The 26013-nt window shown below is 67.9% G+C and carries 26 protein-coding genes; 6 read left to right on the top strand and 20 right to left on the bottom strand.

The window, feature by feature from the left end:
• Positions 1-100: 100 nt before the first annotated feature.
• Positions 101-1576: an acetyl-CoA acetyltransferase gene (locus BST17_RS22440; protein ID WP_083061114.1), complete on the top strand. Its 1476-nt coding sequence runs from the start codon at positions 101-103 to the stop codon at positions 1574-1576.
• 1 nt (position 1577) lies between these two features.
• Here the strand turns inward: BST17_RS22440 and BST17_RS22445 are convergent, their stop codons facing one another.
• From BST17_RS22445 to BST17_RS22480, 8 genes are all read right to left on the bottom strand, one after another.
• On the bottom strand, positions 1578-2567 hold the full coding sequence (locus BST17_RS22445; RefSeq protein ID WP_083061115.1) for a malate dehydrogenase: 990 nt from the start codon (positions 2565-2567) through the stop codon (positions 1578-1580).
• Between the two features lie 19 nt (positions 2568-2586).
• On the bottom strand, positions 2587-3819 hold the full coding sequence (locus BST17_RS22450) for an NAD(P)/FAD-dependent oxidoreductase (protein WP_083061116.1): 1233 nt from the start codon (positions 3817-3819) through the stop codon (positions 2587-2589).
• On the bottom strand, positions 3816-4472 hold the full coding sequence (locus BST17_RS22455; RefSeq protein WP_083061117.1) for a DNA glycosylase family protein: 657 nt from the start codon (positions 4470-4472) through the stop codon (positions 3816-3818). Before BST17_RS22455 ends, BST17_RS22450 begins: the two co-directional genes overlap by 4 nt.
• A gap of 41 nt (positions 4473-4513) precedes the next feature.
• On the bottom strand, positions 4514-4837 hold the full coding sequence (locus BST17_RS22460; RefSeq protein ID WP_083061118.1) for a TfoX/Sxy family protein: 324 nt from the start codon (positions 4835-4837) through the stop codon (positions 4514-4516).
• Between the two features lies 1 nt (position 4838).
• On the bottom strand, positions 4839-5075 hold the full coding sequence (locus BST17_RS22465; RefSeq protein WP_083061119.1) for a nitroreductase/quinone reductase family protein: 237 nt from the start codon (positions 5073-5075) through the stop codon (positions 4839-4841).
• 9 nt (positions 5076-5084) lie between these two features.
• The gene (locus BST17_RS22470) at positions 5085-5552 is read right to left on the bottom strand and encodes an OsmC family protein (RefSeq protein WP_083061175.1); all 468 of its coding nucleotides are present in this window, start codon (positions 5550-5552) and stop codon (positions 5085-5087) included.
• 120 nt (positions 5553-5672) lie between these two features.
• Positions 5673-7994, bottom strand: a complete 2322-nt coding sequence (gene lon, locus BST17_RS22475) for an endopeptidase La (protein WP_083061120.1) — start codon at positions 7992-7994, stop codon at positions 5673-5675.
• A 129-nt stretch (positions 7995-8123) separates the two neighbouring features.
• Positions 8124-8564 carry a MarR family winged helix-turn-helix transcriptional regulator gene (locus BST17_RS22480; RefSeq protein ID WP_234807777.1) on the bottom strand — a complete coding sequence of 147 codons (441 nt, stop codon included), beginning with the start codon at positions 8562-8564 and terminating at the stop codon, positions 8124-8126.
• Between the two features lie 148 nt (positions 8565-8712).
• Between BST17_RS22480 and BST17_RS22485 the strand changes: the two genes are divergently transcribed.
• The 4 genes from BST17_RS22485 (at position 8713) to BST17_RS22500 (ending at position 12634) form a co-directional block, all read left to right on the top strand.
• Entirely contained in the window at positions 8713-9738 is a 1026-nt protein-coding gene (locus BST17_RS22485; protein WP_083061177.1) for a substrate-binding domain-containing protein, read from the top strand.
• A 98-nt stretch (positions 9739-9836) separates the two neighbouring features.
• Positions 9837-10466 (top strand): AmiS/UreI family transporter, encoded by a 630-nt coding sequence (locus BST17_RS22490; protein WP_083061121.1) that lies wholly within the window; start codon positions 9837-9839, stop codon positions 10464-10466.
• Positions 10467-10513: 47 nt separating this feature from the next.
• On the top strand, positions 10514-11551 hold the full coding sequence (locus BST17_RS22495) for an aliphatic amidase (protein WP_083061122.1): 1038 nt from the start codon (positions 10514-10516) through the stop codon (positions 11549-11551).
• A gap of 9 nt (positions 11552-11560) precedes the next feature.
• Positions 11561-12634, top strand: coding sequence for an AAA family ATPase (locus BST17_RS22500; protein WP_083061123.1), 1074 nt, complete (start codon positions 11561-11563; stop codon positions 12632-12634).
• Positions 12635-12841: 207 nt separating this feature from the next.
• Here BST17_RS22500 and BST17_RS22505 read toward each other — a convergent pair whose 3' ends face one another.
• Together BST17_RS22505 and BST17_RS22510 are read right to left on the bottom strand one after the other, a co-directional pair.
• Positions 12842-13282: a hypothetical protein gene (locus BST17_RS22505; protein ID WP_083061124.1), complete on the bottom strand. Its 441-nt coding sequence runs from the start codon at positions 13280-13282 to the stop codon at positions 12842-12844.
• A gap of 181 nt (positions 13283-13463) precedes the next feature.
• Positions 13464-14459, bottom strand: coding sequence for an esterase family protein (locus tag BST17_RS22510; protein ID WP_083061125.1), 996 nt, complete (start codon positions 14457-14459; stop codon positions 13464-13466).
• Positions 14460-14699: 240 nt separating this feature from the next.
• On the opposite strand from BST17_RS22510, the gene BST17_RS22515 reads away from it, so the two are divergent.
• Positions 14700-16022: an NAD(P)/FAD-dependent oxidoreductase gene (locus BST17_RS22515; RefSeq protein WP_083061178.1), complete on the top strand. Its 1323-nt coding sequence runs from the start codon at positions 14700-14702 to the stop codon at positions 16020-16022.
• On the opposite strand, the gene BST17_RS22520 is transcribed toward BST17_RS22515, so the two are convergent.
• The 10 genes from BST17_RS22520 to BST17_RS22565 all read right to left on the bottom strand — a co-directional run bounded on the left by BST17_RS22520 (position 16013) and on the right by BST17_RS22565 (position 25986).
• Positions 16013-17293, bottom strand: a complete 1281-nt coding sequence (locus tag BST17_RS22520) for an alpha-amylase family glycosyl hydrolase (RefSeq protein WP_083061126.1) — start codon at positions 17291-17293, stop codon at positions 16013-16015. The genes BST17_RS22515 and BST17_RS22520 overlap by 10 nt on opposite strands.
• A complete protein-coding gene (locus BST17_RS22525) occupies positions 17290-17769 on the bottom strand; it encodes a nucleoside deaminase (RefSeq protein ID WP_083061127.1) in 480 nt (159 codons plus the stop codon). Before BST17_RS22525 ends, BST17_RS22520 begins: the two co-directional genes overlap by 4 nt.
• Positions 17770-17798: 29 nt before the next feature.
• On the bottom strand, positions 17799-18014 hold the full coding sequence (locus tag BST17_RS22530; RefSeq protein ID WP_083061128.1) for a hypothetical protein: 216 nt from the start codon (positions 18012-18014) through the stop codon (positions 17799-17801).
• A gap of 131 nt (positions 18015-18145) precedes the next feature.
• Complete coding sequence (locus BST17_RS22535; RefSeq protein WP_083061129.1) at positions 18146-19822, bottom strand: tetratricopeptide repeat protein; 1677 nt, start codon at positions 19820-19822, stop codon at positions 18146-18148.
• Positions 19819-20862, bottom strand: coding sequence for a hypothetical protein (locus tag BST17_RS22540; RefSeq protein ID WP_234807778.1), 1044 nt, complete (start codon positions 20860-20862; stop codon positions 19819-19821). The genes BST17_RS22535 and BST17_RS22540 overlap by 4 nt, the downstream gene beginning before the upstream one ends.
• Positions 20862-21443 (bottom strand): TetR/AcrR family transcriptional regulator, encoded by a 582-nt coding sequence (locus tag BST17_RS22545; RefSeq protein ID WP_083061130.1) that lies wholly within the window; start codon positions 21441-21443, stop codon positions 20862-20864. Before BST17_RS22545 ends, BST17_RS22540 begins: the two co-directional genes overlap by 1 nt.
• Positions 21444-21556: 113 nt before the next feature.
• Entirely contained in the window at positions 21557-23152 is a 1596-nt protein-coding gene (locus BST17_RS22550; RefSeq protein ID WP_083061131.1) for a SulP family inorganic anion transporter, read from the bottom strand.
• Between the two features lie 12 nt (positions 23153-23164).
• Complete coding sequence (locus BST17_RS22555) at positions 23165-23857, bottom strand: cysteine hydrolase family protein (protein ID WP_083061132.1); 693 nt, start codon at positions 23855-23857, stop codon at positions 23165-23167.
• Complete coding sequence (locus BST17_RS22560) at positions 23854-25260, bottom strand: allophanate hydrolase (protein ID WP_083061133.1); 1407 nt, start codon at positions 25258-25260, stop codon at positions 23854-23856. Before BST17_RS22560 ends, BST17_RS22555 begins: the two co-directional genes overlap by 4 nt.
• Before the next feature lie 57 nt (positions 25261-25317).
• Entirely contained in the window at positions 25318-25986 is a 669-nt protein-coding gene (locus tag BST17_RS22565) for a GntR family transcriptional regulator (RefSeq protein ID WP_407937763.1), read from the bottom strand.
• Positions 25987-26013: the final 27 nt, after the last annotated feature.

Consider the following 26013-nt stretch of genomic DNA (forward strand, 5'->3'; position numbering starts at 1 on the left):
CCGCCTGATACCACCCACCCCCAACGGCGAGCGTGCGTGTCTGCGCCCGACACGCCGCGCCCGCACCCAAGTTTCCGCACGCTCGTGGAGAGGAGCCACAGTGACCATCGACCCCAGGACCCCGGTGCTCGTCGGGTTCGGCCAGACCAATCAGCGCGAGGAGAGCGCCACGACCGAGCCCGTCGACCTGATGGAGGCGGCCGCCCGCGCCGCCGCCGACCCACGGGTGCTGGCAGCGGTCGACTCGGTGCGGATCGTGAACCTGCTGTCCTGGCGCTACCGCGACCCCGGCCTGCTGCTGGCGCAGCGCATCGGTGCCGACTCCGCGTCCACCCGCTACACCCCGATCGGCGGCAACGTGCCGCAGTCGCTGGTGAACCAGGCCTGCCTCGACATCCAGCAGGGTCGCAATGATGTGGTGCTGATCAGCGGCGGCGAAACCTGGCGCAGCAGAACGCGTCTGCGAGCCCGCGGGGAGAAGCTCGTCGGCACCAAGCAGGACGAGTCGGTGCCGCTGGCGCCGGGCTCGGATGACGAGTTCGCGCTCGCCGGCCCCGGTGAACTACGCATCCAGCTGGACCGGCCGGCGTTCGTGTACCCGATGTTCGAGCAGGCGTTGCGCATCTCCTCGGGTGCCACGCCGGCCGAGCATCAGCGGCGCATCGGTGAACTGTGGTCGCGATTCAGCGCGGTCGCCGCGGGGAATCCACACGCCTGGAATCAGGAGCCGGTGTCCGCCGACGAGATAGCGAACCCGGGGCCCAAGAACCGGATGATCAGCTCGCCCTACACCAAGCTGATGAATTCCAACAACATGGTCGATCAGGGTGCCGCACTGATCCTGATGTCCGCGGAGAAGGCAACCTACCTCCAGATCCCGACGGACCGTTGGATTTTCCCGTACGCCGGGTCCGACGCGCACGACACCTACGAGATCAGCCACCGCGCCGAGTTCCACGGCTCACCCGCCATCCGGATCGGCGGGCAACGCGCGCTGGAACTGTCCGGCACGGCGATCGAGGACATCGCGCTGGTCGACGTCTACTCCTGCTTCCCGTCGGCGGTGCAGGTCGCGGCCAACGAACTCGGCCTGGCTCTCGATGACCCGCAAAGGCCGCTGACGGTCACCGGTGGTCTGACATTCGCCGGCGGACCGTGGAACAACTACGTGACGCACTCGATCGCCACGATGGCCGAACGGTTGCTCGCCCAACCCGGCAGCCGCGGACTGATCACCGCCAACGGCGGATATCTCACCAAGCACAGCTTCGGGGTTTACGGAACCGAGCCGCCGGGCCACGAATTCCGCTGGGAGGACGTGCAGTCACGGGTCGATGCCGAACCCACCCGGGCCGCCGACGTCGAATGGGCCGGTGTGGGCACGGTGGAAACCTGGACGACGCCGTTCGATCGGGACGGTGCGCCGGAGAAGGCGTTCCTGGCGGTGCGCACCGCACAGGACACCCGCACCCTGGCCGTGCTCACCGACCGCTCCGAGGCACAGGCCAGCGTGGACGAGGACATCGCCGGCGCAAAGGTCACCGTGCGCGCCGACGGTACCGCCACGCTGGGCTGACCTACAGCAGCCCCAGTGCTGCCACGGCATCGCGTTCCTCGCGCAGTTCGGCCACCGAGGCGTCGATCCGGGCACGGGAGAAGGCGTTGATGTCCAGACCTTCGACGATCTCCCAGCGCCCGCCCACCGACCGGCACGGGAAGGAAGACACCAGGCCCTCGTCGACGCCGTAGGTGCCCGGTGAGGGGAGCGCCACCGAGGTCCAGTCGCCCTCCGGCGTGCCGTGCACCCAGTCGTCGATGTGATCGATGGCCCCGTTGGCCGCCGAGGCCGCCGAACTCGCGCCGCGGGCCTCGATGATCGCGGTGCCCCGGCGGGCCACCGTCGGTATGAAATCGTCGGCGAGCCAACGGGTGTCGGCGGCATAGTCGGCCCCGGAACGCCCGCCGACGACGGCGTGGAAGATATCGGGGTACTGGGTGGGGGAGTGATTGCCCCAGATCGTCATCCGGCTGATCTGGGTGACCGGCACCCGGGCGTGCCGGGCCAGCGCGGCGACAGCACGGTTGTGGTCGAGGCGCGTGAGCGCCGTGAACCGTTCGGACGGAATGTCGGGGGCGTGTGCCGATGCCACCAGTGCATTGGTGTTGGCCGGGTTTCCGACGACGAGCACGCGCACGTCGTGCGAGGCGCCGGCGTTGAGCGCCGCGCCCGCGGTGGCGAAGATCTGCGCGTTCGCGCCGAGCAGGTCGGCGCGCTCCATCCCCCTGGTCCGTGGCCGGGCGCCGATGAGCAGCGCGACGTTCGCTCCGTCGAAGGCCCGCACCGGGTCGTCGTGGATCTCGGTGCCGACCAACAACGGGAACGCACCGTCGTCGAGTTCCATCACCACGCCTTCGGCGGCGCGGACCGCATCGGGCAGTTCGAGCAGTCGCAGCACGACCGGGGTGTCGTGGCCGAGCATCGCGCCCGCGGCGATCCGGAACAGCGCCGCATAGCCGATCTGGCCGGCGGCGCCGGTGACGACGACGGTGGTCGGGGAGGGAGGCATGGGTACCACCCTATCCGCATCAGCTAAACAGTTCGGCGAGTGGCGTTTTCGGGTCGGCCAGTCGCTCCCGGTCGACCTTCTTTCCCGAGCGGATCACGGCCTTGATGTCGTCGAGGCCCTCCCAGATGTTCACGTTCATCCCCGCCAGCACGCGGTCCTTCTTGTCCAGCCAGAAGGAGGTGTATTCGCGCTTGCCGACATCGCCGCGGAAGACGACGGCGTCGTATTCGGGGGCGTGACCCACGTATTCCATGCCCAGGTCGTACTGATCGGTGTAGAAGTAGGGCAGCTCGTCGTAGACACCCGGGTTTCCCATCATGCCGGCCACGGCGACCGTGGGTTGTTTCTGGGCGTTGGCCCAGTGCTCGGTGCGGATCCTGGTGCCGAACAGCGGATGTTGGGCCGCGACGATGTCGCCGGCGGCGAAGATGTCGTCATCGCTGGTCTTCAGCGACGCATCCACCGCGAGCCCACCGTCGACGATGTCCAGACCGGCCCGTTCGGCCAGCCCCAGGTTCGGCTCCGCGCCCACCGCGATCAATACGGCGTCGGCGGGCACCGTGGAGCCGTCGCCGAGGCGCAGTCCGGTCGCCGGTCCACCGGCGGTGGTGGTGATGCCCTCGACGGTCGCGCCGAACTTGAACTCGACACCGTGCCCGGTGTGCAGACCGGTGAACACCTCGGCGTTCTCCCGGCCCAGCGCCTTCAGCAGCGGCAGGTCCGCGCTCTCGACCACGGTGACGGCGATATCGCGGGATCGCGCCGCGGCGGCGACCTCCAGGCCGATCCAGCCCGCGCCGACGATGGCCAACCGCTGCCCGTGCTCGAGTGCCGACAGCAAGGCATCCGCATCGGCGATCGTACGCAACAGGTGCACCCCGTCGGCGTCGGCTCCTGGAATGTCCAACCGGCGTGGCCGTGATCCGGTGGCCAGCAACAGCTTATCGTAGTGCTCGTGTCGGCCCTGGTCGAAGGCGACCGCATGCGCGGCGGTGTCGATGGTGCTCACCTCGGTGCCCAGCCGCAGCTCCACATCGTGTTCGCGATACCAGTCCGCGTCCTGGACGGTGAAATCCGATGGTGTGGCCTTGCCGAGCAGATAGTCCTTGGACAGAGGTGGCCGCTCGTAGGGCAGCGCGGACTCGGTGCCGAACAGGATGATGCTGCCGTCGAAGTCGTTGTCGCGCAGCGCTTCGGCGGCCTTGGCGCCGGCCAGTCCGCCGCCGATGATCACGAAGCTGGGCTTGGTCATGTCGTCTTCTCCATCTGCCGGGGTATGAGGGTGTCGCGCAGGTCGTCATCGAGTGATACCCGCACCAGCGCGGCGGCCAGCTTGGCCGATCTGCGTGGCGCCAAGCGATGCAGGCCCTCCGGGTCGGCGGGGAGACCCAGTTCGCGGGCAGCCTTGATCGCCCGGTCGTCGAAATAGGGCCGCACCCAGGGCCACACGTCCTGCACCTCGCGCAAGAAGATGTCCGCCCCCGTCGGGCCGATTCCCTTGAACTCCTGTAATGCGCGTTTGGCCGCTGCCACATCGTGTTCGGAGTTCTGGGCGAGGGCGCGCAGGTCGCCGGAGTACTGCTCGCGGACCCGGGTGGCCAGTTCGGTCAGTCGGGTCGCCGAGCTCTCGTCGTAACGGGTGTAGCGCGCACGCCCGAAGCAGGCGATCATCGTCTGTCGGCGGGATCGCACCACCGCATCCGGGGTACCCAGGCCGGCTTTGTGTAGTTCGCGCGCTGCGGCGGTGGCGATGTCGGCGCCGATGGGCTTACTGGCCAGCATGGCCAGCGTCAGTAGCTGGAACAGCGGGGCCGGAGTGTCCTTGAGCGTGATACCGGCATCCTCGGCATACGTCGTGCCGGCCTTCCGGAGCAGCCGTTCGGCCGTGTTCTGTGGACCAGACATCAGGTGGAGGTACCCCGGGCGCGGTCCGGCACAAACGTCGGCTACTTCGGCGGCAACGACCTCGCATGGCGGACGCCGCGATCGACCCAGGCGCGCAGTGCGCGCCCGGTGGACACCCCGGCCGCCGACACCCGGACCCAGCCACGAACCTCGCGGCCCGACATCACCATCGGCTCGACATGTTCGCGGCCGAGCAGGCCCGCGGTGTCCTCGGCCGGTACCCGCACCATCAGGCCACCCTGACCGGATACGCACACGGCCATGTTCCCGTTGATCAGGAAGGCCAGCCCGCCGAACATCCGGCGCTCGTCGGCCCCGCCGAGCAGCTCCCGTACGCGGTCGGCGAGATCCCGGTCGTAGGCCATCTCAGTCCAGGTCCACCCGGATGGTCAGCAGGTCGCTGCCCATCGCGCGTACGACTGCACTGTTGAGTGGGGGTAGTTGGGCCGGCCGGATGTGCACCACCCGTCCGCCGACCGCGGTGCGCCGCGGCTCCCCGGACTTTCGGCCGGTGGTCTCCAGCGTGGTCACCGGCAGCCGGCGCCCCACCGGGTTGACGACACCACGCTGGACGCGGCGTTTGAGCGCGTTCAGGTCGGTCATGCCGAGATTCTAAGCAGTGCCGGGCACGCAGCGGACGTCGAAATTGACCGAGTTCGCGATGAAGCACAGGTGATGCGCCCGCTCATGGAGCGCGGGCAATGCATCGATGTGTCGGGGGTCCTTGACGCGTACCGCGGGTCGCAACACGACCTCGGTGAAATGCCCGCCGCCATCCGGGGTTTCGGCCATCGTGCCCGACGGGTGGTCGGTATAGCCGGTGACGACGATGCCGTCCTGTGCGCACAACCCCAGAAACCACAGCATGTGGCACTGGGACAGGGAGGCCACCAGCAGTTCCTCCGGGTTCCACCGGTGCGGATCGCCGCGGAAGGACGGATCCGAGCTGCCGGGGATCATCGGTTTGCCGGCACCGCTGATCTCGTGGGCGCGTTCGTAGTCGCGGTAGCCGCTGGTGCCGGTTCCGGTGTTACCGGTCCAGGTGATGTCCAGTTCGTAGCGGTGCGTCTTACCGGTCATGATCACACGGTAGGTGCCCACCCGAGGGCCGGTCCGAGGTGGGCGCCTCTTTCCGCCGAGCGTGCGTGTCTGCTGGTCGACACACCGTGTCAGGACCTACAAACACGCACGCTCGTCGGGTTATGCCGCCGCAGTCGCACCCTGGGCGGCCGGCTCCAGTGCCAGCGCGACGATCTCGGCCACATCGGTCATCGGCCGGACCTCCAGCGCGTCGAGCACCTCGGCCGGAACCTCATCCAGGTCGGGCTCGTTGCGCTGCGGGATGAAGACCGTCTTCAGCCCGGCCCGTTGAGCGGCAAGCAGTTTCTGCTTGACGCCGCCGATGGGCAGCACCCGGCCGTTCAGCGTGACCTCACCGGTCATCCCGACATCGCCGCGGACCTGGCGACCGGTGGCCATCGACACCAGCGCCGTCACCATCGTGACGCCGGCCGACGGACCGTCCTTGGGCACCGCGCCGGCCGGCACGTGCACGTGGATCTGGCGATCCAGCGACGTCGGGTCGACGCCCAGCTGCTCGGCATGCGCCCGCACGTAGGACAGCGCGATCTGCGCCGACTCCTTCATCACGTCACCCAGCTGACCGGTGAGCTTCAGACCCGGTTCGGCGTCGACCGATCCGGCCTCGATGTAAAGCACGTCGCCGCCCAGGCCGGTGACGGCCAGACCGGTCGCCACGCCCGGCACCGCGGTGCGTTCGTCGGAGTCCGGGGTGAACCGCGGACGGCCCAGGTACTCGACGAGATCCGGCTCGTCGACCGTGATGGCCGCCGGCTCGACGGCCAGCTTGGTCGTCACCTTCCGCAACGCCTTGGCCAGCAGCCGCTCGAACTGGCGCACACCCGGCTCGCGGGTGTAGTCGGCGGCGATTTTGCGCAGCGCGGCGTCGGTGACCGTGATCTCCTCGGCCGTCAACGCCGCCCGCTCGGCCTGTCGCGGCAGCAGGTAATCCCGGGCGATGGCCACCTTGTCGTCCTCGGTGTACCCGTCGATCTGGATCAGCTCCATGCGGTCCAGCAGCGCCGACGGGATGTTCTCGATGACGTTGGCGGTCGCCAGGAACACCACATCGGACAGATCCAGGTCCAGCTCCAGGTAGTGGTCGCGGAACGTGTGGTTCTGTGCCGGGTCCAGCACCTCCAGCAGGGCCGAGGACGGGTCACCGCGGTAGTCGGAGCCGACCTTGTCGATCTCGTCGAGCAGCACGACCGGGTTCATCGAACCCGCCTCGCCGATGGCCCGCACGATGCGGCCGGGCAGCGCGCCGACATAGGTGCGCCGGTGCCCGCGGATCTCGGCCTCGTCGCGCACACCGCCGAGGGCGACGCGGACGAACTTGCGGCCCAGGGCGCGCGCCACCGACTCGCCCAGCGAGGTCTTACCGACACCGGGAGGGCCGGCCAGCACCATCACCGCACCGGAGCCGCGGCCGCCGACGACCGACATGTTGCGCTGAGCCCGGCGAGCCCGCACCGCCAGATACTCGACGATGCGATCCTTGACGTCGTCCAGCCCATGGTGATCGGCGTCCAAGATCTCGCGAGCCCCCTTGAGGTCCGCGGAATCCTCGGTGCGCTCGTTCCACGGCAGGTCCAGCACCGTGTCCAGCCAGGTCCGGATCCAGCCGCCCTCGGGGCTCTGATCGCTGGAGCGCTCCAGCTTGCCGACCTCGCGCAGCGCGGCCTCGCGGACCTTCTCGGGCAGATCGGCGGCCTCGACGCGGGCCCGGTAATCCTCAGATCCCTCGGGTTCACCCTCGCCGAGTTCCTTGCGGATGGCCGCCAGCTGTTGGCGCAGCAGGAATTCCTTCTGCTGCTTGTCCATTCCGGCCCGGACGTCCTCGGCGATCTTGTCGTTCACCTCGGTCTCGGCCAGGTGCTCGCCGGTCCAGTCGATCAAGAGCTGGAGCCGACGACCGACATCGGAGGTTTCCAGCAACTCACGCTTCTGCACGTCGGTCAGGTACGACGCGTAACCGGCCGTGTCGGCCAGTGCGGACGGATCGCTGATCTTGTTGACCACATCCACGATCTGCCACGCCTCGCGACGCTGCAGCATGGCCAGCAGCAGCTTCTTGTACTCGGCCGCCAGGGCTGTGGTCTCCGCGGAGACCTCGGCTTCGGCGACCGGTTCCACCTCGACCCACAGTGCCGCGCCTGGTCCGGTGGTGCCGGAGCCGATGTGCGCGCGGGTCTCACCCTTGACGACGGCAGCGGCGCCGCCCCCGGGAACACGGCCGACCTGCACGATCGAGGCCAGCACGCCGTAGGTGGGGTAGCGGTCGTCCAGGCGCGGGGCGATGAGCAGCTTGCCGGTCTCGCTGGCTTGCGCGGCGTCGACCGCGGCACGGGCAGCGTCGTCGAGCTCGATGGGCACCACCATGCCGGGCAGCACGATGGGTTCACTGACGAACAGGACCGGGACTGCGATGGCTTCAGACATCAAACCTCCAAAGTTGATTCTGATGCACTCAACTAAGTGTGGGTCCAGGTTGTTCCCGAGGTGGGGGGCGGTGCGCTGTGGGCGAACGCACACTGTGGCGTCAGGTCGGATGTTGCTCGACGAACCGGGTCAGCCGATAGAACGGGATCCGCGGCGGGTCAGCGACTTGCGCAGCGCGCTGCCCTCCGCAGCGAGCCACCGGTCCTCGACCTCGGCCAACGCCGGTGAAAGCCGGGCGCGTAGGTCGTCGCCGCGCGGGCTCAGGTAGACCCGGACCTTTCGCCGGTCCACCGCGTCGACCTCGCGGTATGCCAGCGACAGGCTGATGAGCTTGTCGACCACCCGGGTCAGCGTCGGTCCGGCCGTCGCGGTCTGCGCCTGCAACTCGGCCATGGTCAACCCGGCGGCGGCGGCGAGCGCCTCCACGGCCAGCCAGTGATCGATGCCGAGTTGTTCGCGCTGTAATTCGGCCTCCAGGCCGGCGGTCAACTTACGGGCTGCCCGCAGCACGGCCGGTACCGATGTGGTCGCTGTGAGGTCGGCAGCCCGCTCGTTCGGCATGAACGGCATCTCCTCCCGACCTTGCCCCGATCACCCGGTACGGGCAATACTTCCAAGTGGAAATGATAGCAGCCGATTCGTCAACGGTTCCGGTGAGGACGACGCAGTGAACAGGCACTCTGCGACCTCGGGTCGCGACGAGGCATGGCGGCTGGCCATGGTCGTGCCACTGCAGGGCCCCGGCGGGGTGTTCGGTCCGTCATGCGAAGCCGTCAGCCGGTTGGTGGTCGACGATCTGAACCGCGCCGGCGGGGTTCTGGGCCGCGAGGTGTGCGTCGAGATCATCGATGGGGGAGCGCCGCCCGCGGTCGTCGCCCGCGAGGTCGACGCGCTGATCACTGCGGGGCGCGCGCACGCGGTCAGCGGCTGGCACATCTCGTCGGTGCGCAACGCGCTGGCGCCGGTGGTCGCGGGCCGGGCCCCGTACGCTTATCCCGCGCTCTATGAAGGCGGGGAAACCCGACGCGACATCTATTGCTGCGGTGAGACTCCCGATGGGCAGATCGCGCCGGCGCTGCGCTGGTTGCGCGACAATGCGGGGGTGCGCCGCTGGTTCATCGTCGGCGACGATTATGTATGGCCGCGGTCCTCGCTGGCCGCGGTCCGCCGCTACGCCGATGATCTGGACCTGCAGATCGTCGGCGGTCGGTTCGTCGATCTCGGCAACGCGGAGATGGCCGGAGTGGTCGCCGACGCGGTGCGCTCCGGTTGTGACGCGGTGCTGATGCTGCTGGTGGGCCAGGATGCGGTGGAGTTCAACCGCGCGTGCGCGCAGCTGGGTGCCGATCGTGAGTTTCTGCGGTTCAGTCCGTTGATGGACGAGAGCATGCTGTTGGCCAGCGGCGAGGACGGCACCCGCGGGTTGTTCGCGGCCGCGTCCTACTTCCGGTCGATGGTGGGTGCCGGTTCGATGGACTTGATGCAGCGCTACCGGGACATGCACGGCCCGGCCGCACCGCCACTGACCGGGATATCCGAATCCTGTTACGAGGGGCCACAATTGCTGGCGCGACTGATCCATCGGGCCGGCCGCCTGCGCGACGTGTCGACCGATGATTGTGTTGCCTACGAAAGCCCAAGGGGCACAGTGGCCTTCCGTCCCGATGTGACCGAGCAGCCGGTGCATCTGGCGGTGGCCGACGGCTTCGATTTCGATGTGCTGACCACACTGGGTCGACGCTGACGCGATGTGACCTCCGCCGTGGGGTGTTGACACTGTGGTGCCTGTCACTTAGTTTCATTTGGAGATATTCCATCTGAATTCGAACCGCGGAGTGGGTCATGAACAATGTCGGCTTGCTGTACGTCGGGGCCGTTCTCTTCGTCAACGGGCTGATGCTGCTGGGCCGGATCCCTGCCCGGTCTGCCGCCGTGCTGAACCTGTTCGTCGGCGCCCTGCAGTGCATCGTGCCGACGGTGATGCTCATCCAGGGCGGCGGTGACACCGCCACCACATTGGCCGCCTCCGGGCTCTACCTGTTCGGGTTCACCTACCTCTACGTCGGCATCGTCAACCTGGCTGGTCTGGAACCCGAAGGCCTCGGCTGGTTTTCACTGTTCGTCGCGATGGCAGCGGTGGTGTATTCGGTGCTGTCCTTCACCGTCTCGGCCGATCCGGTGTTCGGCGTCATCTGGCTGTCCTGGGCGGTGTTGTGGCTGCTGTTCTTTCTCGTGCTGGGCCTGGGTCGCCAGGAGTTGACGGCCTTCACCGGCTGGGCGGTCACCCTGTTGAGCCTGCCCACCTGCGCCGTGCCGGCCTTCCTCGCAATGACCGGCAACCATCGCACATCGGCAGCCATCGCGGTGGCCTGGGCGGTGGGGCTCTCGCTGCTCCTGGTCGTGGCGAAGCTCATGAGTGCGACCCCGCGGCGCTCCCGGGCGCAGGTGCCCACCCGACCCATCTACAGCTGAATATTCGAAGCACGTCAATATGTTTCACCCAACAAGGAGGAGATCAAATGCGCCACGGTGACATCTCGTCGAGCCCGGACACCGTCGGGGTGGCGGTCGTCAACTACAAGATGCCGCGTCTGCACACCAAACAGGAGGTGCTCGACAACGCCCGCAAGATCGCCGACATGGTGGTCGGCATGAAGTCCGGCCTGCCCGGCATGGATCTGGTTGTCTTTCCCGAATACTCGACCCAGGGCATCATGTACGACCCCGACGAGATGTACGCCACCGCGGCGACCATTCCGGGCGACGAAACCGATATCTTCGCCGCCGCCTGCCGGAAAGCCAAGACGTGGGGCGTCTTCTCCATCACCGGCGAGCGACATGAGGACCACCCGAACAAGCCCCCGTACAACACCCTGGTGCTCATCGACGACACCGGCCAGATCGTGCAGAAGTACCGCAAGATCCTGCCGTGGTGCCCCATCGAAGGCTGGTACCCCGGGGATACGACATACGTCAGCCAGGGGCCCAAGGGCATGAAGATCTCGCTGATCATCTGCGATGACGGCAACTACCCGGAGATCTGGCGCGACTGTGCGATGAAGGGCGCCGAGCTGATTGTGCGCTGCCAGGGCTACATGTACCCGGCCAAGGACCAACAGGTGATGATGGCCAAGGCGATGGCCTGGGCCAACAACTGTTACGTCGCGGTGGCCAATGCGGCCGGATTCGACGGCGTCTACTCCTATTTCGGACATTCGGCGATCGTCGGGTTCGACGGCCGCACCCTCGGTGAGACCGGGGAGGAGGAGTACGGCATCCAGTTCGCCCAGCTGTCCCTGTCGGCCATCCGCGACGCGCGGCACCACGACCAGTCGCAGAACCACCTGTTCAAGCTGCTGCACCGCGGCTATTCCGGCGTGCACGCCGCCGGCGACGGGGACAAGGGCGTGGCGGACTGCCCCTTCGAGTTCTACAAGCTCTGGGTCACCGATGCGCAGAAGGCGCAGGAAGTCGTCGAGTCGATCACCCGGGACACCGTCGGTGTGGCCGACTGCCGGGTCGGTGCACTGCCCGTCGAGCAGAGTGCCGAGGCCTAGCGAACTCCGATGCCCTTCCTCACCGACATGTTCCATGATCAGAACGCCACGGTCGAAGCCACCGGCACTGACGTGAAGACGCCGAGCGCCAACACCTTCGACCCGTCGGAGTTCCGGCGACGTCTCGGCACCAGGATCCTGGGCCAGAGCGAGGCGTTGGCGGCCGTGACCCGGGCGTTGGCCATCGCACATGCCGGTGTCGCCGACCCCGGACGGCCCCTGTCGAGCGTGCTGCTCGTGGGGCCGACCGGGGTCGGCAAAACCGAACTCGTCCGTCAGGTCGCCGCCGAGTTACGCTCCGGCCCCGACGATCTGTGCCGCATCGACATGGCGGCACTGGCCCAGGAGCATTACGCCGCCTCGTTCTCCGGCGCGCCACCGGGTTATGCCGGCAGCAAGGAGTCGTTCACGCTGTTCGACCGGGACCGGATCGAAGGTGACCCGTTCACCCCGGGGATCGTGCTGCTCGACGAGATCGAGAAGGCCGACACCACCGTCATCCGCGCACTCCTGCACATCCTGGATTGCGGCGAGCTGCGCCTGGCCAACGGCCGGGAACGGATCAGCTTCCGTAACTGCCACGTCTTCATCACCTCCAACCTCGGCTCGCACGAGGTGGCCCGCAGCCAGCGTGCGGGTAGCCGGCGTCCGCGGCGGCCCCGGCGCTCCACGACGGACAGAGCGGGCAGTCATCGTGACATCGTGCGCGCGGCCGTCGAGTCGTTCTTCGACCCGGAGTTCTTCAACCGCCTCGACGAGGTCGTCGTGATGGATCCGTTCACCAGCGACACCGCCCGCGAGGTCACGACGCGCGAGGTCCAGATCCTGGTGCGGCGACTGGCTCGTGAATCGGTCCGACTCACCGTCACCGACGATGTCATCGGGTTCCTGCAGGGCAGCGGTTTCGATCCGGTATACGGCGCCCGGGGCCTGCGCCGGACGATTCGGGCCCACCTGAGCGCGCCGGTGGCCGAACATCTGCTCAGCGCGCGCGTCGACGGAGACGCACCCGAACAGATCGTCGCCGACGTCGTCGACGGCGCCGTGCGCGTCACCGCGGCCGCGGAACCGACAAGCGGTTGATCCGACCAGGGCGCGCGCCTACTGTCGCGTCACGGCTTGCGTTCGGGTCGGCGCGCCGATGTCCGACCGCGTCGGATCCGACCGGCGACCGGCCCCACATCGAGCCGATGGCATTGGCGCGCAGACTATCCCAGCCACCCTCGTGCTGTCGTTGCGCGTCCATGGGGACTACTCAACGCCCCTGTCGGCACCATGTGCAACTGAATTTCACCGCCCGCGGTCCAGCCAGCGGGCGATCCGCGGTTCGAACACTGCCAGCAAGGCGGCGGCAACCACCCACACCACCGACAGCGCCACGGTGGTGTGCCAGGCGTCCATCGAGAAGCCGTCGTCGTCCTCGGTGTGGAAGAACGGGGTGATGATGCCGTATTCGATCAGGGGAGCGACGGCGATGCTGAACGCCAGACCCGTTGTGGCACCGAAGGCCAGCCGGAGCAGGTAGGACCGCGGGCTGCCGTCCGTCGGCGCGGCGTGATGGTGGGCGAGCAGGATCAGCAGCAGCATCAGCCCGATCACGACGGCCAGGATGTCCCAGTCATCGCCGGCATAGATGAAGGCGACCGCGCCGCCGACGGTGGCGAGCGCCAGTGCACCCGGGTCGACGCGGTGCCGGATGTGCAGCGTGGGTCCGTCGTCTTCAGCGGTCATGTCAGCACCCTATGGCGATGGCCGAGGCCAGTGGTCGCAAACGGCCGGGTAGCCGCGAGAGTGACGTTTCTGCGCCATCCCGACCCCGGAAAGCGCAGAAACGTCACTCTGACGAACAGACAAAAGCAGGGAGCCTGCCGTTCGGGGGGTACGGCAGGCTCCCTGGGTTTTGAGGTGAGAGCTAGGCGACGGCCTGCGCTCCCAGCACGCGCTGGATGTCCGGCTTCATCATCTGCAACTGCTGGCCCCAGTAGCCCCAGCTGTGGGTGCCCTGGGCCGGGAAGTTGAAGACGCCGTTGGTGCCACCGGCCGCGACGTACTTGTCGCGGAAGCTGACGTTGGTCCGCAGCGTGAAGCCCTCCAGGAACTGCGCGGCCATCAGGTTGCCGACGTTGCCCTGGACATCCAGGTCCGACGGGGTGCCGGTGCCGCAGTAGATCCACACGCGGGTGTTGTTGGCGACCAGCTGGTTGATGTTGACCATCGGGTCGTTGCGCTTCCACGCCGGATCCGACGACGGACCCCACATGCTCTCGGCGTTGAACCCGCCGGCGTCGTTCATCGCCAGACCGATCAGCATCGGCCACCAGCCCTCGGAGGGGTTCAGGAACCCGGAAAGCGAAGCGGCGTAGATGAACTGCTGCGGATGGTGGATCGCGTAGTTCAGCGACGCGCTACCGGCCATCGACAGACCGACCACCGCATTACCGGTGCGCGACACGCCCTTGGTGGCTTCCAGGTAGGCGGGCAGTTCCTGGGTCAGGAACGTCTCCCACTTGTAGGTGTAGTTCTGCCCGTTGCCCTTCGACGGCTGGTACCAGTCGGCGTAGAAGCTGGACTGGCCACCGACCGGCATGATCGTGGACAGACCGGACTGGTAGTACCACTCGAAGGCGGGGGTGTTGATGTCCCAGCCGTTGTAATCGTCCTGCGCGCGCAGACCGTCGAGCAGGTAGACCGCGTGCGGTCCGCCGCCCTGGAACTGCACGCGGATGTTGCGGTTCATCGACTGGGAGAACACGTCGAGATATTCGACGGGCAGACCGGGCCGCGAGAATGCACCAGCGGTCGCCGAACCCCCGGCGAAACCGATCAGCCCGGGCAGCGCCAGCATCGACGCGGCAACCACCGCCAGTCTGCGGAGCCAACCGCCACGGATTTTCCTGATGGTCTTCATAACGGCAACCAACCCACCTTTCGTGTCCAAGCAATCGCCGTTGCTTTCTTCGGTGCAAAGTTCAACACGCGCCCCACCAGTCACACGCGTACCGGCGCGGCGTGGTGTATCGCGGTTGAGCAACGATTGCGACTCGACGTCGAGACCGGGTCGCCGCCGCAGACCGCACGGTCGGCCACGGCGCGACGCGCAGACGAGATCGACGGAGAGCCGACCGCCGGTGGGTCTACCCTCGAGACGATGAGCGAGCGACGGACGAAGGTGCTCATCATCGGCGGTGGCTTCGGCGGCCTGTTCTGCGCGCGCCGGCTGGGGCGGGCAGACGTGGACGTCACACTGCTCGACCGTGCGGCCGGGCACCTGTTCCAGCCGCTGCTCTACCAGTGCGCGACCGGCACACTGAGCATCGGACATATCAGTCGCTCACTGCGCGAAGAACTTTCGCGTCACCCGAACGTGCGGACCCTGCTCGGCGAGGCCGTCGGGCACGACGCGGATGCGCACACGGTGACGGTGATGCGCCCCGACGAGACGACCTTCGTGCTCGACTACGACGTGCTGGTCCTGGCCGCCGGCATGCAACAGTCCTACTTCGGCAAGGAGCATTTCGCCGAGTGGGCACCGGGAATGAAGACCCTCGACGACGCGCTGTGCATCCGGCAGCGGTTGTTCACCGCCTTCGAGATCGCCGAGACGCTGCCGCCGGGACCCGAGCGCGACGGCTGGCTCACCTTCGCCGTGGCCGGCGGCGGACCGACCGGTGTCGAGATCGCCGGCCAGATCCGCGAGGTGGCGACGCGTACATTGGCCAACGAATTCCACAGCATCGACCCCGAGGACGCCCGGGTCCTGCTGTTCGACGGGGGCGACCGCGTGCTCAAGAGTTTCGCGCCGGGACTCACCGAGAAGGCGACCCGCACGCTGGAGTCACTGGGTGTCGAATTGCGGATGGGCGTGCACGTGACCGATGTCGGTCGCGACGGCGTGACGGTGACCCCGAAGTCGGGCGGTCCGGCCGAGCAGTACGGCACCCGGACCGTGTTGTGGACCGCCGGTGTCGAGGCGGTCCCGTTCGCCCGGCACGTCGCGCAGACCCTGGACGCCGAGACCGACCGGGCCGGCCGGATCAGCGTGGCCCCCGACCTGTCGGTGCCCGGGCACCCACAGGTCTTCGTCATCGGAGATCTGGTCGGTGGTGACTTTCCCGGCGTCGCCGAGAACGCGATGCAGGGCGGTCTGCACGTGGCCTCGTGTATCCGTCGCGATCTGGACGGCAAGCCGCGCCGCAACTACCGCTACCGTGACCTCGGCTCGGCCGCGTACATCAGCCGGGGAAACGCCCTGCTGCAGGTCGGGCCGATCCGGCTGTCCGGGCGCATCGGCTGGCTGGGATGGGGTTTCATCCACATCGCCTTTCTCACCGGGGTGCGCAATCGGATCAGTACGGTGATGACCTGGATGGCCGCGATCGGCCGCGGCGACCGTTATCACCGGGCCTTCATGTTGGGCGACCGTGGGGTACCCGAGCAGCCCTATACCTGGTCCAAAGATGATCAGCCGTAGTCGACGATCACCCAGCCGTGCGGTGGCACCACCAGGTGCTCCACGCGCTCGCTCGGCGGCGCACCGGACCCGGCGACCACCCGGCCGGGCTCGGGCAGGGCGGCCCGGAGCGGTGCGTCGTCGACGTTGAGCGCCACCACCAGCGCATGTCCGTCGGCACCGGTCCGGTACACGTAACCGGTGTTGGTCAACGTCAGCGCCTCGGTGGACGCGGTATGCAGCCACGGGTTCCGGCGGCGCAGCCCGATCAGATACTGGTGCAGCCGTAACACGTCGTGTGGTTCGCCCGGGGGAGCGCCGAACTCCGGGCGCACCGCATCATCACCGCCGGCGCGATCCTCCTTGACTGCGCGCCAGGCCCACTCGTCGCCCGCGTAGATGTTCGGCGTGCCGCCGCAGGTGAGCAGTAGCACCAGGGCGTGTTCCAGGTGCCGGACGTCGTCGAGGCGGCTGGCGATCCGGGTGACGTCGTGGTTACCGACGAACGTCAGCGGGACGAAGGACCGCAGAAAGTCGGCGTGCCGCTGCAGTGCCCAGTCCAGCTCGTGAAAGTTCTTGTCGTTCAGCGCACTCCAGATGGCTTTCCACAGCTCGTACTGGGTCACCGAGTCGTAGCCGGCCGCCGCGACCTGCGCCGCGTAATCCCCGTGGATGACCTCGCCCAGGAACCAGGCGTCGGGATGGCGCCGTCGGACCTCGGGCAGTACCCGCTGCCAGAACTGCGGTGCGACCGCATAGGCGGCATCCAGGCGCCAGCCGTGCGCGCCGCGGCGCAGCCAGTGATCCATCACCTCGACGGTGTAGGCCACCACGTCGGGGTTGTCGTGGTTGAGTGCAATCAGCTCTCCGTGGCCTTCGAAGGTGCCAAAACCATTGCGCCCGAATCGGAACCAATCCTTGGGGCCACCGTCGAGGGCCGCGCGGTAGCGGGCGAAGTCGGTGCCGACGTGGTTGAAGACACCGTCGAGCAGAACCCGCAAGCCACGGCGTCGACATTCGTCCATCAGTCGGTCGAAATCGTCGTCGGTGCCCAGTCGCGGGTCGATGCGAAAGTGATCGGTGGTGTCATAACCGTGGGTGCGGGAGCTGAAGACCGGGCCCAGCGCCAGGCCCGACGCGCCGAGCTCGAGTGCGTGATCCAGCCAGTCCACGATCCGTAACAGCCGGTGTTCGTCGGCGCCCGGCGCCGGCTCGGCGGGGAAGGCACCCACGAAACCCAGCGGATAAACCTGCCACCAGATGACGTGGCGCACCCAGTCCGGATCGGTCACGGTCGGAACGCCTGCTCGTAGAGGCCGCGCATCTCGTCCTGCAGTTCGGGCGCGGGCCCGTCGACGGTCAGTGCCGGGGCCACGGCGGTGATGGGCAACGGCGCCACCGGTGTCGGGGGTGTGCCCCATGCGGCGCACCACTGAGTGAGCTGCTCTGCGGACACCACATAGACGATGCGGCCGAGGCCGACCCAGGCGTGCGCGGCCGAACACATCGGGCAGTGTTCCCCGGAGGTGTAGACCGTCGCCGCCGTGCGCTCGGCCGGCGTCAGATGTTCGGCCGCCCACCGCGCGATGGCGAACTCCGGGTGCTGGGTGGCGTCGCCGCCCTTGACGTGGTTGTGGTCGGTGAACACCGTGGCGCCGGAGCCGTCGACGAGAATCGATCCGAACGGCTCGTCACCGAGATCCAGCGCGGTGCGTGCCAGTTGCACACAGTGGCGCAGAAAGTCGAGGTCCGCATCGCTGATCGCCACGCCGCGAGTTTACCCAGCGGCGTGCCGGATCAACCGCAGCGCAGCGGCTGGGGCGCCGACTCGTCGGTGGCGGCTCCCCAGCACCACGCCGCATAGGCCGCCGCGACGGCGATCGCCTCGACGTCGGCCTTGTTGCCGCCGGCCGACCGGACCGGATCGGCCACCGCGTGCCGGATCATCCCGACGAGGGCGAACAGCGGATCGTCCTTGGGGCGGCGGGTCGCCAGGTGGTGTTCGTTGGACATCGTTGTCCTCTCCACGGAGGGGTGGATGCGCACCGGTTCTGCGCAGGCCCCCTCGATCTGTACCTGTGTCCCACCCTAAACGGTCGGCGCGCGGTTGGGTGCATGACACGTTGACTGCCAACTAAATTCACCTATTCGCAACACGGCCCAGTCCGCGGCGTGACATCGAGGCGGCACGCGCAGGACGCCAGCACGGGCACATCCGCGCGGGCGCGGGCCAACTCCAGCTGTCGACCGATGATTGCCGCTTCCCCGGCGCGGCCCAGTCGTTGCAGGCACTCGTGGTATCCGTGCAGGCTCCAGACGTTGCCGGGGTGTTGGCACGACCGCCGCAGGGTGGCGTCGAGGCCCAGATCGGCGGCGTACGCGCCGGCGGCCTGTTCGACCAGGCCCTGCTCGAGCAGCAGGGCCCCGTAGGCGTGTCGGGTCGGCTGCATCCACCCCCAGGGCTCGTCGTAGGGCAGTGCGTCGTCGAGCGCGATGGCGTCCCGCAGATGTGCGAATGCCTCGTCGAAACGTCCTTCCCGGTAGGCGATTTCACCGTCCAACATGGCCACGGCGATGGCCAGGATGTCCAGGCTGGTGTTGTTGAACAGGTAGCGGGTTTCGGGAATGCGCGCGTAAGCCGCGGCAAGAGCCGTGCGTTCGGCGTGGGCCTCAGATAGCTGACCGGTTGCGGCATAGGCGATGCCGCGACCGTAGTGCACCGTGGCGGTGGTGGTGCAGTACAGCTCGCGATCCTGCGGTGGCGAGAGCGCGATCAGATCTGCCCACCGCCCGAAGCGCACCAGGACGTGCACGTCCAGTGGTACGAAGGCCTCCAACCAGTCGGCCATCGGCGGAGAGGGAATCGACAGCAATTCGGGGGTCAGTTGGTCGGCCAACTCCCGCGCGGCGTCCCGCGCGGTCTGGAACCGACCCTCGAACATGGCCGAATAGACCACGAAGTGCAGATCGTGGGCACGATAGAGGGAGTAGAAATTCAGTGGTCCGGCGTCGGCGACGAACTTGCGGTCGGCCATGACCGCGGCTTGATTGGCCACCACCGAGGCGCGGTAGTCGCCGCAGAGTACGTCGATGTGGCTGGGCATGTGCTGCAGGTGGCCGGCGTCGGGGACCAGGCCGCGGAGATGATCGGCGGCGATCAGGGCCCGTTCCGGATGCGGTGACATCTCCATGGCATGGATATAGAGGTGCAGGATGCCCGGGTGCCTGGGCCCGGCCGGCCCGGCCATCGCGGCGTCGAGGATGGCCATCGCCTCCGCGACCCTGGACCCGGCGGCCGGTTCCCCGGTCGTGGTGTCCCACAACGCCCACGCCGTCACGTTCAGCAGTGCATCGGCCGCCAGGGCCTGCACGTCGACGTCATCGGGAAAGTGCTGCACCACTGCGGCCATCGCGTCGGCGTAGTCGCTGTGACCGCGCGCCAACGCCGCCGAATCGCCCGCGTCGTCGGTGGGGAACCGGGCGGTCAGCGCGTCGATGAGGGCGCGCTCGGTCGCCGAGGCCCGGCCGTGGGCGGCCAGGGTCAATTCGGCGCGGGCCCGGCCGAGAGCGTCGGCCAGCTCCACGGGATCGAAAGCGTCCCACGCCTTGTTGTAGTTCGGCCCGATGGCGTAGGCGATGCCCCATCGCGCGATCGCGAGATCGGCGTCATGTTCGAGGGCACGCTCGAAACAGCGCACGGCCTCTTCGTGGTTGAAGGCGTACGCCCAGATGAGACCCCGATCGAACCACAGCTGGGCGTGCGGCGCTGTGGTTTCGACCGGTCGGTGATACTCGCCCAGGTCGTAGTAGGCCTCGCTCATGGCCCAACGATAGTGGCCTTCCGGGTGCGTGCCGTGACACGTTGCCAGAATCGGTGTGCGGTGGGCGTCCGCAGCGCCGTGGCAAGCGCTGCCAGCACCACTCCGGCCAGCGCCCAGATCGTCAGTGTGACAAAGGGTGTCAGCGCACCGTTGCCGCCGAAGTACTCGATGCTGCGCAGCAGCGAGACCCCGGAGCCCTGCGGGACGATCTGATTGAACAGGGTGTAGAACCCGGTCAGCAGCGGGCGCCCCACCGGGCCTGCCGCCGCGGCGTTGCCGACGACCACCAGGAACGCGGTCACCGCCATCGCGGCCGCGGTGCCCAGGGCCGCCGCTACGCCCGTGACCGCGCCACCGACGGCCATGGCATAGAGCCACAACGCGCCGAAGACCTGCCACGGATGGCCGGTGAGCGCACCGAGCACCCCGTCGACGTAGACGGTCACGACCCCGGCCAGCAGTGCCGAGTAACCGGACAGCGTCGCGGTGCGCAGTGCCAGCGTGGCGGGCCGGTGCACGGCACCGACCAGTCGCCCGAAGGCGGCCGCGCCCACCGAGGCGCCGATGGAGACGAAGATGACGGCGTAGAACTCGACCGTGCCGGACGGGTCGCCGGCCGAGGTCGGCGCGATGTCGGTGACCGTCGGCCGTAGCCCGGCCTCGGAAGCCACAGTGCGCCCGACGGTTTCGGCGGCGGTGGCGACGCTGCGGCCGCCTCCGCCGGCGACGTAGACGTCCAGCACGCCGTCGGGCCGCGCGACCAGCGCCGCGTCGGCTTTCCGGTCCAGTACCTGTGTGCGCGCTTCCGCGTCATCGGCGACGGGGTCGATCGCCAATTCGGGGCGGGCGGCCATTGCGTCGATCAGTTGTTGCGGTGCGGCGACGGCGAGATCCAAGTGGCGCAGTGTCGGTTTGGCGAAGGCGCCGGCATAGCTGGCGATCATCGCCAGCACCAGCATGGTGAACACGGCCATCGCCAGCAACACGTGGCGGACCTGGGTTGCGGTGACGACCGGGAGAGTGTCGCGATGCTTGGCCATCAGTTCCGTCCCGGCAGGGTCAGGAGCGCGTTGACGGTGTCGAACGCTGCGGCGACGCGGTCACGCAGATCGCGGGCATCGCGATTGTCGGGTTCTTCCATCCAGGACCGCAGCACCTCCATGAAACCGCCGACGAGGAACCGGGTGACGGCCTCCACCGTCAGGCCCGACACCGGCGCGATGACGGACATGCCCTGAGCGGCGATGTCCGCGCAGGCGGGCGCCAGTTCGGCGCGGAAGGCGCTGACGACCCGCTGGGTGACCGCGCTGGGGATGACGTTGCGGTACATCTCGCGGTGTTCACCGGCGAAGTCGAACAGCCGCATGATGCGCACCCGGGGGTCGTCACCGATATCGGCGGTCGCCTGTTCGAAGGCGACGGCGAAGGCCGCGGCCACCGCGTCATCGCGGTCACGGAAATGTTGGTAGAAGACCTGCCGACTGACGCCGGCACGGCCGACGATGGTCGCCACGGTGAGTTCGTCGACCGGGTGTTCGTGGGCCAGCGCGAAAGCGGCCTCGTGGAGAAGGGTGCGGACCCGCTCGGCGCGGGGGTCGGCACTGTGTGTGCGTGCTGCCATGACGATGAGCTTAACCAGTTTCGTAGACAGGTGACTACGAAAACTTAGGTTATCTATACCACCGCGGCCTGCGGATGTGAGCGTCGCCGCATCTGGTGGAGCGGGACAGGTGCTCAGTGGCCGGCGACGATATCGCTCTCATCGATCACGACCGGATCCTTCGCCCCGGGTAGCAGCGTGTACAGCAAACACACCACCGCGAAGAACAGATACCCGAGTGCCACCGGCGGATTCGCCGCCCAGGACACCGCGGGGGCGTGGATCAGTCCGATGAAGGACAGCACCGCTCCGACCGTTGCGGCGATGGCCGCGTAATGGAACTTCTTCTCCAGGATGAACACGACCATGGTGCCCAGGATCAGTCCCACCAGGACAGCGCCCTCGCCGAGGGTTTTCAGGCCCGCATACACCACGCCCGACCCGTTGAGCGCATCGATCCCCACCTCGGACGCCGTTGTACCGGCGGCGTTGAGCGCATTGTCGATCTGCGTCTTGGCCCATTCGGCCAGGTTGGGCAGTAGTGCGACCACGACGGCGATCGCGTGCAGTCGCGGCACCGCCTGGAATGCCTGAGCGCCGATCAGCAGACCGATATAGAGCAGGATCGGCACGATCGCGGGCACCGGGAGCAGCGCATCCAGGATGCCGAAGAGTCCGACGAAGCACAGCACACCGATGAGCAGTCCGCTGGCCAGGGAGTAACTGGCCCGTCCACCGGCGTCCTTCCAGCCGGGGTGGCCGATGTAGACCGCGGGCGGGAACGGCGAACCGAAGGCCGAACCGACGACGGCCCCCGCACCGTCCGCGAGCAGCACACTGCGCAGGTTGTAGTTGTCACCGGCCGCCGCGGCGCTCTCCACGTTGCTCATGGCCTCGGTGAAGTTGTAGACACCGAGTGGGATGGCGGTGCCCAACAGCGGTGCCAGATTGGCCAGTCCGGAGAACAGCAGGTCCAGGCGGAGATCTGGAATACCGATCGCGATATCCGAGACGGCCTGACCGACATCGGGGGCCGACATGTACCCGCCGATCCAGCCGATGGCGGTGCCGACCAGCAGCGCGGCCAATCCGACCGGCATCCCGAACGGCAACTTCACGTCGGTGAAGAAGCCGATCAGGATGATGGCGAGCACCGGTAGGCCGATCCAGGCGGCCTCCCACATCTGGGCGGCGGGCCGCATGGAGATGAAGGTGATCGAGATGCCGGCCAAGGTGCCCAGCATCGCCGCACGGGGGGTCAACTTGCGGATGTACGGCCCGACGAACGCGCCGATCATGACGATGACACCGATCATGAACGCCCAAGCCAGCCCGGCCGACCACGCCTGCAGCGGATCTTGGGTGTTCAGGTAGACCGGCAGCATCACGACGAACACGACGATGAACATGTGCGGCACCGACGGTCCGTACGGCAGCGCGGTCACATCGGAACGGTTCTCCCGCTTGGCGAGTCGCCGGGCGAGGAAGGTGTAGTACAGGTTGCCGAGGATCAGCGCGACGCCCAGGGCGGGCAGCACGGTACCGAGCACGTCGCCGGCGGGTACCGCGACGACCCCGATCATGAGCCCGGTCAGCGTGAGGACGTTGACCAGGATGTTGAATCCGAGTCCGAAGAAGGCGTTGGTGTCACCGCGTGACCACCACGCCACCGCGGGCGCGGCCTCGGGCGCGGGTGGTTCGACCGGCGGATCGGTGATCTCGGTGCTCATGTCGGACTCTTTTCAGGCGGCGTCGATGGTGAGGGCGTGCAGGGCGGGAAGTACGGTGGCGCTGTCGGCGACCCAGCCGAAGATGCCGCCCTGGGCGGTGATCATCTCTAGGCCCATCCGGTGGAACTCGGGGAAATACGAACCGACGCAATCGGATACCACCAGGCACTCGTATCCGCGGTCATTGGCCTCGCGGGTGGTGGTGTGTACACACACCTCGGTGGTGACACCGGTGATCAGCAGCTGCGTGACCCCTGCGCCGGCCAGCACCTCGGCCAGCTCGGTGGCGTAGAAGGCGCCCTTGCCCGGCTTGTCGATCACCACCTCACCGTCGACCGGGCGCAGTTCGTCGACGATGTCGTGGCCGTACTCGCCGCGGATGAGGATGCGCCCGTACTTTCCCTCGTCGCCGATCCGCTTACTGGGAGCACCGCGGTTGAGCTTGGCCGCAGGACAGTCCGACAGGTCGGGTCGGTGTCCCTCGCGGGTGTGGATCACCAGGACGCCGGCCTTCCGCGCCGCGGCGAGCAGTGCGGTCAGCGGCGGAACCACCTTCAGCAGCTGTCCCACATCGTTGCCGAGGCTCTCGCCGAATCCACCGGGCAACAGGAAGTCACGCTGCATGTCGATGATGACGAGGGCGGTCTTTCCCCCGTGCAGCGAGAACGGTGTCGGGGTGGCGGGAACCGAAACTGTGCGGCTCATATGCGCTCCTGGGCGGCGGTGGGAAGGTGGGTGCCGATGCCCGCGGTGGGGCGCGGCTCGTCGAGGATCTGCGCGGCGACGTGCAGGGCCAGATCATCGCGCTGGGCGGCCGAGAGCACGGTCGCGCTGTGTGGCCGGCCGTCGCGGGTGTGGCCCACCGGAACCGCCACGCCCAACAGATCGAGCAGATTGCCGAAATGCGTGTAATGCCCCAGCTTCGTGTTGGTGGCGATCGGCTGTGCCAACACCTCGTCGACGGTGAAGGTGGTGCCGATGGTGGGAACTATCAGTGCGTCGATATCGCGCCAGAGTCTGCCCACCTCGGCGCGCAACTCCTGGAGGCGCTGTAACGCGGTGAAGGCATCCACGGCGGTGTATCCCGTGCCGCTGCGCAGGATGTCGCGCACCACGGGATGTATCGACTCCGGTTGCCGGGCAAGGAAATCGCCGAAGACGACCAGTCTCTCGGCCACCCACGGGCCCTGGTACAGCAGCTCACCCGCGGCGAGGAACGGTGCCAGCGACACCTCGACGGTCTTCACCCGCCCGGCAAGGCGCTGGCGGAACGCCAGGTGGGCCCGCGCCATCTCCCCGTCGCCGAAGAACTCGAGGTCGGCGACGGCGGGTAGCCCCAGCGTGATCGGCGCGCCGGAGTACCGCGGTCCACGGTCCCGCGACCAGGGGTCGTCGTCATCACGACCGGCCATCACGTCGAACACCCGGTCCACGTCGTCGATGCAGCCTGCCATCACGGTGATGCAGTCCAGCGACTTGCAGGCCGGCACCAGTCCAACGGTGCTGATCAGCCCGCGCGACGGTTTGAACCCGACAACGCCGTTCAGCGCTGCGGGCACCCTGCCGGACCCGGCGGTGTCGGTCGCGACGGCGAACGGTACCTGGCCCGACGCGACGGCCAGTGCCGACCCCGAACTCGAACCGCCGGAGATCATTTCGTTGCCGTACACGCTGCGCGGAATCGTGTGGGGCGTTCGGGTGCCGTTGAGCCCGGTGGCGAACTGGTCCAGATTGGTCTTGCCGACATACAACGCACCGGCCTCGAGCAGACGCGCCACGGCGGGAGCGGTCTCGGTCGCCACATAGCCGAAATCTGGGCAGGACAGGGTCGTCGGTATCCCGGCGACGTCGATGCTGTCCTTGACGCCGAACGGGACTCCGTAGAGCGGCAGCGTTCGCGCACCGGGCCGGCGCTCGATCTCGGCGGCGGCGGCCAGCAGCTCCTCGCGGCCTACCGTGGACAGCCAGGTGCCGTCGTCACCGCGGGCCGCGATGGCATCGGCCACCCGCGCCGCGGTCTTGGTGGGTGATCCGCTGCCGCTCTCGTGCGACGACAGGATCTCGGCCACCGACGGTCCGATGGACGGACCGAACGCATCTGAACCCATGTCTGTCGATTGTCGACAGAATCGTGGCGATCCGGGAACGGCCGTGTGTCGATCCTGTTAGCGATCCGGCAGCTCCAGGAACTGGAGATGACCATGGTCGGCCAGTGCGGTCAGCACCGTTGCCGCATCGTTGGTCTCCAGTGCGGCCAGGATCGCCCGATGCCGGTCGATCCCGTCGCGGGCGCGATGGTGGCGCGCCTCCTCGCGCAGGTTCATCGCCATCGGTAACTGGAGTTTGAGCAGGATCGGGGCCAGCGCGATGTCGAGCTGCCGATTGCCGGCCAGGGCCACCACGGCGGCATGGAACCGGCGGTGCGCGTCGTCGCGCTCGAGTTCATCAGTGGCGCGGTCCATCTCGTCGAGCATCCGGCGGACGCAGGCGAGGTCCGCGGTGGGGTCTGGCAACGGTAACGCCTGTTCGATGGCATGCCGTTCCAGGACGTTGCGGAGCGCAAACAGCTGCAGGATGTCGGCGGGGGACCAGGCGGTGACGCGTGATCCGCGCCGTGGGAGGTGCTCGACGAGACCCTGCTGGGTCAGCAGGCGCAACGCCTCCCGCAGTGGTGCCCGGCTGATGCCGAGGTCGGCACAGAGTTGCTCTTCGACAAGCTTCTGGCCCGGGCTCAGTGCGCCGCTGAGGATGGCCGCCCGCAGCCGGTCGGCAGCCACATCGACCAGCGTCGCGGGTAGTCCTCGACCGGGCCGGTCCATTCCGGGTGCCGCCATGGCTAGGGTCGTCACCTCATCACGTCT

This window comes from Mycolicibacterium bacteremicum, assembly GCF_002086115.1.
GTDB lineage: Bacteria > Actinomycetota > Actinomycetes > Mycobacteriales > Mycobacteriaceae > Mycobacterium > Mycobacterium bacteremicum.